This is a genomic window from Streptomyces sulfonofaciens, assembly GCF_014656295.1.
GTDB lineage: Bacteria > Actinomycetota > Actinomycetes > Streptomycetales > Streptomycetaceae > Streptomyces > Streptomyces sulfonofaciens.
The window spans coordinates 421,211-433,543 of the sequence record NZ_BNCD01000003.1 but is presented as its reverse complement, the minus strand read 5'-3'; the positions used below and the strand labels follow the sequence as shown (position 1 = coordinate 433,543).

The window sequence follows — 12,333 nt, the reverse complement described above, 5'->3', positions numbered from 1 at the left end:
TGCGGGAATCGGAAAAGTAGGCACAGCGTGCCTCGGCCATGTGCACGCGGTGCCTCTGCTTCCAAGGTCATCCAGCGTGAACGGTCGGTGTACGGAATGCTTACGGGCGGTTGCCCCAGGTATGTGCCGGGGTCGGGCGGAGCCGCGGGGCCGTGCGGCGGGCGGGGACGTCAAGGGCGGGGGGCGCAGCCCAGGACGTGGATCTTGACGAGTTCGCCGATGCGCGGATCGCGGCTGCGGAACGCGTCGACCAGCGCCTCGTGCTCCTCCGCGTACGACTGCTGCACGGTGCCCAGCCAGCGGATCGACAGCGCCGTGAAGACCTCGATGCCCAGCCCCTCCCAGGTGTGCAGCAGGACGCTGTTGCCTGCGGCGCGCACCAGCTCGCGGTGGAACGCGACGGTGTGCCGCACCTGGGCCGTGCCGTCCGCCCTGCGGTCCGCCTCGTAGAGTGCGCTCACGTGCGGTTCGAGCGCAGAGCAGTCGGCGGCCAGCCGTTCGGCGGCCAGCTCCGCCGCGATCTGCTCCAGGCCGGCCCTCACCGGGTAGCTCTCCTCCAGGTCGGCGGCGGTCAGGTTCCGCACCCGCACGCCCTTGTTGGGCGCCGACTCGATCAGCCGCAGTGACTCCAGCTCGCGCAGTGCCTCGCGGACCGGTGTCTGGCTGACCTCCAGCTCGGTCGCGATCCGCCGCTCCACGATCCGCTCGCCGGGCTGCCAGCGGCCGCTCACGATCCCTTCCACGATGTGCTCGCGGATCTGCTCGCGCAGCGAGTGGACGACCGGCGCGGTCATGAGAGCTCCTTCGGGCGACCCAGGGGTTACCTGAAGACAATACGGCCGCGCCCCCGTCCGGGGTTGCGGACGGGGGCGCGGGGGCCTGCCACCCCCCTGGACAGCGGGGGAGCAGGGGGGACGAGCCCTTGCGGGCGGCGTCAGGGGGTCACAGACCGAGCTCGACCTCGAACTCGCCGGCCTCCAGGATCGCCTTGACGGCCGTCAGGTAGCGGGCGGCGTCGGCGCCGTCCACCAGCCTGTGGTCGTAGGAGAGCACCAGGTAGGTCATGTCGCGCACACCGATGACGGTGCCCTCCGCGGTCTCGATGACAGCCGGCCGCTTGACCGTCGCACCGATGCCGAGGATGGCGACCTGGTTCGGCGGCACGATGATCGTGTCGAACAGGGCGCCGCGCGAGCCGGTGTTGGAGATGGTGAACGTCGCGCCCGCCAGGTCGTCCGGAGTGATCTTGCTGGAGCGCACGGCCCCGGCGAGCTCCGCGGTCTTCTTGGCGATGCCGGCGATGTTCAGGTCGCCCGCGTTCTTGATGACCGGCGTCATCAGCCCGCGCTCGGAGTCCACGGCGATGCCGATGTTCTCCGCGTCGAAGTACGTGACGGTGCCCTCTGCCTCGTTGATCCTGGCGTTGATGACCGGGTGGGCCTTCAGCGCCTGGGCGGCCGCCTTCACGTAGAACGGCATCGGGGACAGCTTCACGCCCTCGCGGGCGGCGAAGGACTCCTTGGCCCGCTCGCGCAGCCGCATCAGCCTGGTGACGTCCACCTCGACGACCGAGGAGAGCTGGGCCTGGCCGTGCAGGGCCTTCATCATGTTGTCGCCGATGACCTTGCGCATGCGGGTCATCTTGACGGTCTGGCCGCGCAGCGGCGACGGCTCCAGGGACGGCGCCTTCGACGGTGCGGCGGCGGCCGGGGCGGCCTGCGGTGCCGGTGCCTGGGCGGCCGCCTTGCGGGCCTCGGCGGCGGCGAGGACGTCCTGCTTGCGGATCCGGCCACCGACGCCGGTGCCCTTGACGCTGGACAGGTCGACCCCGTTCTCCGCGGCGAGCTTGCGGACCAGCGGCGTCACGTACGCGCCCTCGTCACCGGAGACCGCGGCCTGGCTGGGCGCGGCAGCGGCGGGGGCGGGCGCCGCTGCGGGAGCGGGCGCCGCGTGCGCGGCAGCGGCGGGCGCGGGCTGCGGAGCCGGCGGCGCGGGCTGGGCGGCCCGGGCCTGGGGGGCCTGCGGCGCGGGCGGGGCCCCGGGGGCGGGCGCCGGCGGGGCCTGCGGTGCCGGGGCCTGCGGTGCCGGTGCGGCCGGTGCTGCCGGGGCCTCGGCGGCGGGGGCCGGCGCCGGCTCGGCGGCGGGCGCGGGCGCCTGCGGTGCGGGCGCGGCGGCGGGCGCGGAGCCCGGGGCACCGATCACCGCGAGCTTGGCACCCACCTCGGCGGTCTCGTCCTCACCGACGGTGATCTCCAGCAGCACACCGGAGGTGGGCGACGGGATCTCGGTGTCGACCTTGTCGGTGGACACCTCCAGCAGCGGCTCGTCGGCCTCGACCGACTCGCCGACCTCCTTGAGCCAGCGGGTGACGGTGCCCTCGGTGACGCTCTCGCCCAGTGCGGGCAGCACCACGTCGGTGCCCTCGGCGGACCCCGCACCGGCAGCGGCTTCGGCGGTGGGCGCCGGAGCGGGCTGTGCGGTCTCGGTCGAAGGAGCCGCGGCGGCGGGCTCAGGAGCCGGGGCCGGCTCGGGCTGGGGCGCGGGGGCCTCGGCGGGCGCGGGCGCGGCCTCGGCGGCCGGCGCGGCGGGCGCCTCCGGCGCACCGGAGCCGTCGTCGATGACCGCCAGTTCGGCGCCGACCTCGACGGTCTCGTCCTCGGCGACCTTGATCGCGGACAGTACACCGGAGGTGGGCGACGGGATCTCGGTGTCGACCTTGTCGGTGGACACCTCGAGCAGCGGCTCGTCGGCCTCCACGCGCTCGCCCTCGGCCTTCAGCCAGCGGGTGACAGTGCCCTCGGTGACGCTCTCCCCGAGCGCCGGAAGGGTTACGGAAACCGCCATGGTTTCAGTTGCTCCTTACGAAAAGTGCGGAAGTCTGGGGGCGTGGCGCCCGGGGGAACCGGTGGTACGCCGGCTCGCGCAGCAAGACCCGCCCGGCAGGGAGCCGGGCGGGCGAGGAGGTCCGGCCGGATGCGTCGGCCGGACTAGTCATGGGAGTGCAGCGGCTTGCCCGCCAGCGCCAGGTGGGCCTCGCCGAGTGCCTCGCTCTGCGTCGGGTGCGCGTGGATCAGTTGGGCCACCTCGGAGGGCAGGGCCTCCCAGTTGTAGATGAGCTGGGCCTCGCCGACCTGCTCGCCGATCCGGTCGCCGACCATGTGGAGGCCGACCACGGCGCCGTCCTTGACCTGCACCAGCTTGATCTCGCCCGCGGTCTTCAGGATCTTGCTGCGGCCGTTGCCCGCGAGGTTGTACTTGAGCGTGACGACCTTGTCCGCGCCGTACACCTCCTTGGCACGCTCCTCGGTGATGCCCACCGAGGCGACCTCCGGCTGGCAGTACGTGACGCGCGGCACACCGTCGTAGTCGATCGGCACGGTCTTCAGACCCGCGAGCCGCTCCGCGACCAGGATGCCCTCGGCGAAGCCGACGTGGGCGAGCTGGAGGGTGGGGACCAGGTCGCCCACGGCGGAGACGGTCGGGACGTTCGTCTGCATGTACTCGTCGACGAGGACGAAGCCGCGGTCCATCGCGACGCCCGCCTCCTCGTACCCGAGGCCCTGGGAGACCGGGCCGCGGCCGATGGCGACCAGCAGCACCTCGGCCTCGAAGGTCTTGCCGTCGGCCAGCGTGACCCGCACGCCGTCCTGCGTGTACTCCGCCTTCTCGAAGAAGGTGCCCAGGTTGAACTTGATGCCGCGCTTGCGGAACGCGCGCTCCAGCAGCTTGGAGCTGTTCTCGTCCTCCACGGGGACGAGGTGCTTGAGGCCCTCGACGATGGTGACGTCGGTGCCGAACGACTTCCACGCCGAGGCGAACTCCACGCCGATGACGCCGCCGCCCAGGATGACCGCGGACTTCGGGACGCGGTCCAGGGTGAGCGCGTGGTCGGAGGAGATGATGCGCTCGCCGTCGATGTCCAGGCCCGGCAGCGACTTCGGCACGGAACCGGTCGCCAGCAGGACGTGACGGCCCTGGATGCGGCGGCCTGCCACGTCGACCGAGGTCGGCGAGGACAGCCGGCCCTCGCCCTCGACGTAGGTGACCTTGCGGGAGGCGATCAGACCCTGCAAGCCCTTGTAGAGCCCGGAGACCACCTCGTCCTTGTACTTGTGGACCCCCGCCATGTCGATGCCCTCGAAGGCGGCCTTGACCCCGAACTGCTCGGACTCCCGTGCCTGGTCCGCGAGCTCGCCGGCGTGCAGCAGGGCCTTGGTGGGGATGCAGCCGCGGTGCAGGCAGGTGCCGCCGACCTTGCCCTTCTCGATCAGGGCGACGTCCAGACCCAGCTGAGCCCCGCGCAGCGCCGCGGCGTATCCGCCGCTGCCACCGCCGAGGATCACTAGGTCGAAAACGGTGCTGGCGTCGTTCGCCACGTCACGTCCTCCATGCATGTGTGCCGTGCGACGGGTCCCGCCTGTGCGGGACGGCCGCCCGTTCGGCTGGTGTTCGGCCGCTCGTTCTCCGGCCCTGTGGTGGGGGCCCTGTCCTGCCGGGAACCCATCTTTGCACCTCTTGACGGGTGGCGGGACGCGGGGCCGGTGACTGAGACGAGCGATACGCCCTCACCAAGGATTACGCCCGCGTGGCAGCGTACGGGGGCCCCTGGGATTGCGCCGGGGGCGAAAGCGGGGAGGCGGGGCCGATCGGAACCGCCTGTCACCGCGTGGTCACGGTGCGCCCGGCAGGGGCGCGGAACCGCGCGCCCTGCCGCGCCCTGCCGTGGCGGCAGGCCCGCCACCGTCCGGAGGGCGGAGCCCACCGGCCCGGCCCGGAGGGCGGGGCCGGTGGGCAGGGCCTCACCGGCCGGAGGACCGCCGGGGTCGCGCCCTGGGTGGTGCCTCCCGGGCCGGTGGGGCAGCGGAGGTCGGCGGGTGCTGGGCCGTGCGCGCGGCCCGCCCCGCGGTGGACCGCCCCCCTCAGAGGACCTCGCCGGCGGCGGCGCGCTCGGCGAGCCTGACCAGGGTGCGCACCGCGGTGCCCGTGCCGCCCTTGGGCGTGTAGCCGAAGGGCCCCTGCTCGTTGAAGGCGGGCCCCGCGATGTCGAGGTGCGCCCAGGTGATGTCCTCGCCGACGAACTCCCGCAGGAAGAGTCCGGCGACCAGGCCGCCGCCCATCCGCTCGCCCATGTTGGCGATGTCGGCGGTCGGCGAGTCCATGGCCTTGAGCAGGTGCTCGGGCAGCGGCATCGGCCAGGCCGGCTCGCCGGTCTCCTCGGCGGTCTCGTGCAGCGCGGTGCGGAACGCGTCGTCGTTGGCCATGATGCCGAAGGTGCGGCTGCCCAGCGCGAGCATCATGGCACCGGTCAGCGTGGCCACGTCGACGATCGCGTCCGGCTTGTCCTCGGACGCCTTGGCGATCGCGTCGGCCAGCACCAGCCGGCCCTCGGCGTCGGTGTTGAGCACCTCCACCGTCATGCCGCTGTACATCCGCAGCACGTCGCCGGGGCGCACGGCGGAGCCGGAGGGCATGTTCTCGGCGAGTGCGAGCCAGCCGCTGACATCGACCTGCAGACCGAGCCGGGAGGCGGCCACGACGGCGGCGAACACCGCGGCGGCACCGCTCATGTCGCACTTCATCGTCTCGTTGTGGCCCGGGGGCTTCAGGGAGATGCCGCCGGAGTCGTAGGTGATGCCCTTGCCGACGAACGCCAGCGACTTCTTCGCCTTGGGGTGCGTGTAGGAGAGCTTCACCAGCCGGGGCGGTGCCGCGGAGCCGGCGCCCACGCCGAGGATGCCGCCGTAGCCGCCCTTGGCGAGCGCCTTCTCGTCGAGCACCTGCACCTTGATGCCGTGCTCCTTGGCGGCGGCGGCGACCAGGGTGGCGAACGCCTCCGGGTCGAGGTCGTTCGGCGGGGTGTTGATGAGGTCGCGGGCGCGGTTCAGCTCCTCGCAGACCGCGGTGGCGCGTTCGAGGGCCGCCTTGTGCGCCTTGTCACGGGGCCGGCCGCCGAGCAGCGCGGCCTCGCCGAGCGGCAGCTTGCCGTTCTTCCCGTTCTTGCCGTTCTTCCCCTTCCGCCCGGTCGAGCCGGCGCGGGAGGACGCCTTGTACGCGTCGAAGGTGTAGGCGCCCAGCAGCGTGCCCTCCGCGACGGCGCCGAGCGCGGCGGCGTCGGCGAGCGGCAGCGCGATCCCGGCCTTCTTGGCTCCGGCCAGCGCGCGTGCCGCGCAGCCCGCCGCGTGCCGCAGCGCCTCGGCGGAGTAGTCCTCGCCGGGGCCCGGGGCCGGACCGAGGCCGACCGCGAGCACCACCGGGGTGCGGAACCCGTCGGGCGCGGGCAGCTTGGTCACCTCGCCCTCCGCCCCGGACGCGCCCAGGGTCTCCAGGACCGCGGCGAGCTTTCCGTCGTACGCCTCGTCGACGGCTTCGGCACCGGGCGCGAGGACCGGTCCCCCGGATGCGGCGGGGGTGCCCTTGGCGACACCGACCACGATCGCGTCGGCACGTAGGCCGGCCGCGGCGGCGGTACTGAGAGTGAGAGCAGTCACGGTGGTGAATTCTCGCTTCCGTTGAGTTCCTTGGCCGAGGGGTGGACCGACCGGGTCCGACGGCGGCCGGGCCTGTCGGGTGGCGGGTCCGGACCCCCAGGAGCCTACGCTCGGTGACGCCAACCCCTGACCGCAGGATCCCCCGGCCGCCTCCGCCATGGTGCACGCCCGGCACGCGACGGCCGGACGCTCCCTGCCACCCGGCGCGGCCGGCCGCCCGTCGGGAGGTGCCTGCCCGGCCCCGGCCGCGGGCGGCCCGGGGCGCCGTACGCACGCCCCCGCGGGCCCGGCGGGACGGGGTGGGCACATACGCTCGACCGGCGATCCGACGGAGCGGCGGCCGGAGCGGCGACGGCAGTGCCGGCCGCAGCGCGCCGCCGCGGCCGGTCGCCGCTCCGTCAGGGGCCGAGCGTGAGCACGACGAGGACGGTGGTGGCCGCGGTCTCCGCCAGGGCGCCGAACACGTCGCCCGTCACGCCGCCCAGACGGCGTACGCAGTGCTGCCGCAGCAGCCGGGCGGCGACGCAGGCCAGTACGACGGCGAGGGCGCAGCGGGCGCTGCCCGCCGCACCGAAGAGCGCGCCCGCGGCCGCCGCGAGGACCGCGGTGACCGCCGCCGTGCCCAGTCCGCGGTGCGCCGAGACGGTCCCGGCCACCGCGGCGCCCAGGCCCCCGGGGCGGGCGGGCGGCACGCCGGGGCGCGCTGCCAGGGTCAGCACGAGACGGGCGGTGGTCGCGGAGAGCGCCGCGGCGACGGCCCCCTCGGCCCACGAGCGGCCGTAGAGGCCGGCGAGCGCGGCAACCTGGGCGAGCAGGACGAACACCAGGGTCAGGACGCCGAACGGGCCGATGTCGGACTGCTTCATGATGCGCAGCGCACTCTCGGCGCTGCCGCCGCTGCCCAGCCCGTCCGCGGTGTCCGCGAGCCCGTCGAGGTGCAGCCCCCGGGTCAGCGCGGCCGGTACTGCGGCGCTCGCCACCGCGGCGAGCAGCGCCCCGGAACCCGCCATGAGCAGCAGCCCGCCCAGTGCGGCGGAGGCGAGCCCCACGGCCAGCCCGGCGACCGGTGCGCACCGCATCCCGGCCCCGGCGGTGGCCCGGTCCCAGCGGGGCACCGCCACGGGTACGACGGTGAGCATGCCGAACGCGTACCGCAGACCGTCGGCGAGGGTGGGCGGGGGGAGCGGCGGCGGGGGAGCGGTGCCCGTGCCCGTGGCACCCCCACCCGCCCGGGCCGCGGTGTCCGCGGGCTCGGCGTCCGCCGCGGCTTCGGCGGATGCCGCGGCCTCGGCGCCATCGCCGAGCCCGGTGCCCGCCGCGGTTCCGTCGCCGGTCGCGCGCACGGTGTCCCGCGCCGGTTCCCCGCTGCGCCGCGCCGCTTCGGCCTGGGCGGCTCCGTCCGCGGGCGCTCCGTCCGGGGGCGCTCCGTCCGGGGGCGCTCCGTCCGGGGCCCCTCCGTCCGGGGCCCCTCCGTCCACGGCAGCCTCACCCGCGGTCGCTCCGTCCGCGGCCGCCTCGCCTCCGGGGCCCGGCCCCGGTCCGGCCGTCACTCCTGGTCCGGGGACGGGGCGGGCGCGGCGCCGGCCGTCCCGGCGGCCCCGGACCGGCCCGCCGCGTCCGGGTTCTCGCTCCCCGAAGTCGCGTCCCCGGGAGCCCCGGCCCCGGTGTCGCCGTCCTCCGGGGCCGTGTACGCGGGCAGTTCCGCCGCCAGGGCCGCGGCGGACCGTACGAGGGGCAGCGCCAGCAGCGCACCGACGCCCTCGCCGACCGTGACGCCGTGGTCGAGCAGGGGCTCGAGGGCCATCCGGTCGAACGCCTTCAGTTGCGCGGGCTCACCGCTGGCGTGGCCCGGCAGCCACCAGTCGGGCGCACGGAACGCCACCCGCTGCGCCACCAGCGCACAGGCCGCGGAGACCACGCCGTCCAGGATCACCGGGGTGTGCCGCACCGCGCACTGGAGCAGGAAGCCCGTCGCCGCCGCCAGGTCCGCACCGCCGACCGCAGCCAGCAGCTCCGCCTGGTCACCCAGCACGAGCCGGGCCCTGCGCAGCGCGTCCCGCACCGCCGCGCACTTGCGCATCCAGGCCAGGTCGTCGATGGGCGCCCCGCCCCGGCCCGTGACCACCGAGGCGTCCGTGCCGCACAGCGCGGCGATCAGGGTCGCGGCGGCCGTCGTACCGCCCACGCTCAGATCGCCCAGTACCACCAGGTCCGTACCGGAGTCGGCCTCCTCGTCGGCGATCGCGACGCCCGCGCGCAGCGCCGCCTCCACCTCCGCCGCGCTGAGCGCGTCCTCGACGTCGATGCGCCCGCTGCCCCGCCGCACCCGGTGGCGCACCACGTCCTCGGGCAACGTGTCCGGATCGCAGTCCAGGGACACGTCCACCACGCGTACCGGCACCTCCTGGCCGCGGGCCAGCACGGACACCGGGCTCTCGCCCGCCAGCACGGCCCGCACCAGGCGGTCCGCGGTGCCCGCCGGGCGTGCCGAGACGCCCAGCTCCGCCACCCCGTGGTCGCCCGCGAAGAGGATGACCTTGGGCCGTCCGATCGGCCGCACCGGTGAGGCCGCCTGGGCGGCCGCCAGCCACTCGCCCAACTCGTCGAGGCGGCCCAGTGCACCCGGTGCGAGGGCCACCCGGGCCCTGCGCTCCTCGGCGTCACGGCGCACCCCGCCGTCGGGGCGTTCGATCAGATCGGTGAAGTCGTCGAGATTCACTCAGCCTCTCCTCGGATGACGTGCTGACCGCCGCGGCCGCCCCGCGCCGGCGCGCCCAGGCCGGTGCACCGCCGCGAACGGGACCGGGGCGGTGCCCGGGCCGCCCGCGCCGGGCCCCCGCCCGGCGGGGCGGCGGGCATCCGGTCCCCGGGCGGCCCGGCCCGGCGCGCTCATTCGCCGAACAGTACCCGCAGCCCCCCGGTGCACCTCCCGACGGGCCGTCCCCGCCCCCCGGGGCCCGCCCCTGGCATCGCGCACCAGGCGGTACCGTCGCCCCGTCGCGGTACGGCATCCCCGCGCCCGCCCGGTATCGCACCCCCGCGTACCGCGGGGCCGCGCGCCGCACGGGCGCGCCCCGCGCCGGGGGCGCAGGCCCACCGCGCCCCGCGCGCCACGCAAGTCCGGAGCGTCCACCTCGTTGCGTCCACCGCACCGATCCCATACGTTCCGATTCATCCGAAATTGTGGATTGCTGTACGGCTCGTTGTACACCGGGGCACCGGGACACCGGAGCGCCGGCCCCACCGGGCCGCGGCGCGGACCACGGAGGTGCCATGCCCCCCAGCGAGCAGGCCGTCACCGGGCGGCAGCGGGCGAGAGAGGCGGGGCACGCCGCCCGGGCCGGGGCAGCGCAGGAGCTGACGGAGCAGCGCCGCACCGACTGCCCCTGGTGCGGCTCCCGGCGGTTGCGCACCCGGCTGCGCGCCCCCGACCTGCTCCAGCACAAGGCCGGCCGGTTCGCTCTCGACCGCTGCCAGGACTGCGCCCACACCTTCCAGAACCCGTGCCTGACCGCGGCGGGACGCGACTTCCACTGCCGCGACCTGCTCGACGGCCTCGGACCCGCCGTGGCGGAACGGATCCTCGGCGCACGGCACAGCGCCCGGCGGCACCGTGCGGCGGCCGACGCGCTGCTGCGCTTCGGCGAGCCGGAGAGCTGGCTCGACGTCGGCACCGGCCGTGCGCTCTTCCCGGCCGTCGCCAAGGAGGACCACCCGTACATCGCGTTCGACGGCCTCGACGCGGGCGCCGTCGTCGAACTCGCCGCCGCGGACGGCCACATCGACGAGGCGCACCGCGGCACGCTGCCCGAACTGGCGCCGCGCCTCGCGGGCCGCTACGACGCGCTGAGCATGTTCCACCACCTGGAGCACACGCCCGACCCGCGGGCGGAACTGGCCGCGGCACGCACCGTGCTGCGGACGGGCGGGCACCTGCTGATCGAGACGGCCGATCCCGAGAGCCGCTTCGCCCTGCTGCTGGGCCGCTGGTGGATCTCGCACCTCCAGCCGCAGCATCTGCACCTCGTGCCGCTGCGCAATCTCCGCAGGGCACTCGAGGACCTCGGCTACACGGTGGTCGCCGCCGAGCGCCGCGCCGCGCACGTGCCCTACGACCTCACGGCCGCGCTGGTGCTGCTGCTGGACCGGTGCCTGCCCCCGGCCGGCCCCCGCCGCCGCCCCGAGCGGAGCGGCGCGCTGCGCAGGGCCCGCCGTGCCGTGCTGCTGCGCGCCACCGCACCCGCCGTCGCCGCGGCCCGCGCCGCCGACCACCTGCTCGCCCCGGCGGCCCGCCGCACCCGCCTCGCCAACGCATACCGGATCATCGCCCGCAAGGACGGGACGTGAGGCGGCGCGGCCGCGCACAGGGCCGCCCGCACGGTCGCGCCACCGGCCGTGCGCGCCGCGCGCGGGCCGGTGACCCGCGGGCCCGGCGGCGTGCACGGCCGACGGCGTGCGGGCCCGGTGCCACGCGGCGGGCGCACGGGCCCGGCGCGCGTCAGCCGCGCAGTACCAGGCCCTGGCCCGCCACCACCAGCAGCACCTGCTCGCACTCGGCGGCGAACGCCGCGTTCAGCCGGCCGAGTTCATCCCGGTAGCGGCGTCCCGACGCGGTGGCGGGGACGATGCCGGACCCCACCTCGTTCGAGACGGCGACCAGGGTGCGGGGGCTGCGCCGCACCGCGGCCGTCAGCTCCGCCACCCTGCGTCGCAGCTCCCGCTCGCCGCCCCCGGCCCACTCGTCGTCGTCCCAGGCGCCGACCTCGTCCATCACCGACGTCAGCCACAGCGACAGGCAGTCGACCAGCAGCACCGGGCCGTCCCCGGCGAGCAGCGGCACGAGATCGCAGCTCTCCACGGTGTCCCAGGTGGCCGGCCGGCGCTCGCGGTGCGCCCGGACCCGTGCGGCCCACTCGGCATCCCCGGCACGCGTACCCCCGGTGGCCACGTACAGCACGTCGGGGAACGTCTCCAGGCGCCGCTCGGCCTCCGCCGACTTGCCCGACCGCGCCCCGCCGAGCACCAGCGTCCGGCGCGGCACGGTCGGCAGGTCGGGTACGTCGGGCACGGCAGCCACACCCGGCACGTTCGGCGTGCCCTGGCCCGTGCCGCCGTTGCCCATGCGGTACGACCCCGCGGTCACCCGGGTGCCGTCCGGCACCGTGCGCGCCCCGGCGGCGGCCAGCCTGCGGCGCAGCTCCGCGCCGGGCGGAACCGAGTGGTCCACGTGCGCCGCGAGCACGTCGGTGGCCGGGCCCACCGCACCGGCGGCCCGCAGCCGCGCCACGGCGTCCGGGCGGCCGAGGACGTCGGCGAGCACCACGTCGTACGGTGTCTGCCGCCCGGCGAGCCGCGCGGGCGCACCGCCCGGCGGCAGGTACAGCAGGCGTGCCCCGTCGCGGCCCAGCACCTCGTAGCCGGTGCCGGGAGCGTCCAGGGCGACCGCGCGCACCCGGTGCCCGGTGAGCAGCGCCAGCTCGCGCCCGTCGGGCACCCGGCCGGGCTCGGGCAGGCCCGCGGGCGTCTCCACCTGCGGACCGTCGTGCGGATGGGACAGCAGTACCTGCCGCACGCCGCCCAGCGAATGGCCCGCGCGGGCGGCGGTGAGGGCGAGGCCCGGGGTCAGGTCGAGCAGCAGGGTGCCGTCCACCAGGACCGAGGTCGCGGCGCGCGCGTCCTCGCCGCGCGCCATCGCACAGGCGGCACAGGGGCAACCGGGGCGGGGCAGGCCCTCGGGGCCGCCGGTGCCGAGCAGAGTGACTTCCACGGGAAGATCCTCCCGCGCCTCCGCACGGGCTGCGCGTCCGGCTACGCTTCACACGGACCCGGGCCGCTGACCAGGCGG

Annotated in this window: 8 protein-coding genes; 1 reads left to right on the top strand and 7 read right to left on the bottom strand. The window is 75.9% G+C overall.

Features of this window, described 5'->3' with window-relative positions; all coding sequences use genetic code 11:
- Positions 1-170: 170 nt before the first annotated feature.
- From IE313_RS07635 to cobT, 6 genes are all read right to left on the bottom strand, one after another.
- On the bottom strand, positions 171-794 hold the full coding sequence (locus IE313_RS07635) for a GntR family transcriptional regulator (RefSeq protein ID WP_189930171.1): 624 nt from the start codon (positions 792-794) through the stop codon (positions 171-173).
- Between the two features lie 148 nt (positions 795-942).
- The gene (gene sucB, locus IE313_RS07630; RefSeq protein WP_189930170.1) at positions 943-2,844 is read right to left on the bottom strand and encodes a 2-oxoglutarate dehydrogenase, E2 component, dihydrolipoamide succinyltransferase; all 1,902 of its coding nucleotides are present in this window, start codon (positions 2,842-2,844) and stop codon (positions 943-945) included.
- A 143-nt stretch (positions 2,845-2,987) separates the two neighbouring features.
- The gene (gene lpdA / locus IE313_RS07625) at positions 2,988-4,376 is read right to left on the bottom strand and encodes a dihydrolipoyl dehydrogenase (protein ID WP_189930169.1); all 1,389 of its coding nucleotides are present in this window, start codon (positions 4,374-4,376) and stop codon (positions 2,988-2,990) included.
- A 543-nt stretch (positions 4,377-4,919) separates the two neighbouring features.
- Positions 4,920-6,488, bottom strand: coding sequence for a leucyl aminopeptidase (locus IE313_RS07620; RefSeq protein WP_189930168.1), 1,569 nt, complete (start codon positions 6,486-6,488; stop codon positions 4,920-4,922).
- Between the two features lie 398 nt (positions 6,489-6,886).
- Entirely contained in the window at positions 6,887-7,627 is a 741-nt protein-coding gene (locus IE313_RS07615; protein WP_189930285.1) for an adenosylcobinamide-GDP ribazoletransferase, read from the bottom strand.
- Positions 7,628-8,034: 407 nt separating this feature from the next.
- Positions 8,035-9,207, bottom strand: a complete 1,173-nt coding sequence (gene cobT, locus IE313_RS07610; protein WP_189930167.1) for a nicotinate-nucleotide--dimethylbenzimidazole phosphoribosyltransferase — start codon at positions 9,205-9,207, stop codon at positions 8,035-8,037.
- A 554-nt stretch (positions 9,208-9,761) separates the two neighbouring features.
- Between cobT and IE313_RS07605 the strand changes: the two genes are divergently transcribed.
- Positions 9,762-10,835 (top strand): class I SAM-dependent methyltransferase, encoded by a 1,074-nt coding sequence (locus IE313_RS07605; protein ID WP_189930166.1) that lies wholly within the window; start codon positions 9,762-9,764, stop codon positions 10,833-10,835.
- 151 nt (positions 10,836-10,986) lie between these two features.
- Here IE313_RS07605 and IE313_RS07600 read toward each other — a convergent pair whose 3' ends face one another.
- Positions 10,987-12,255 carry a bifunctional adenosylcobinamide kinase/adenosylcobinamide-phosphate guanylyltransferase gene (locus tag IE313_RS07600; RefSeq protein WP_189930165.1) on the bottom strand — a complete coding sequence of 423 codons (1,269 nt, stop codon included), beginning with the start codon at positions 12,253-12,255 and terminating at the stop codon, positions 10,987-10,989.
- Positions 12,256-12,333: the final 78 nt, after the last annotated feature.

Bases quoted from the DNA above. Each gene is read 5' to 3' on its own strand.
- IE313_RS07635 (WP_189930171.1), bottom strand. From the start codon at position 794: ATGACCGCGCCGGTCGTCCACTCGCTGCGCGAGCAGATCCGCGAGCAC.
- IE313_RS07605 (WP_189930166.1), top strand. From the start codon at position 9,762: ATGCCCCCCAGCGAGCAGGCCGTCACCGGGCGGCAGCGGGCGAGAGAG.
- sucB (WP_189930170.1), bottom strand. From the start codon at position 2,844: ATGGCGGTTTCCGTAACCCTTCCGGCGCTCGGGGAGAGCGTCACCGAG.
- IE313_RS07615 (WP_189930285.1), bottom strand. From the start codon at position 7,627: ATGCTCACCGTCGTACCCGTGGCGGTGCCCCGCTGGGACCGGGCCACC.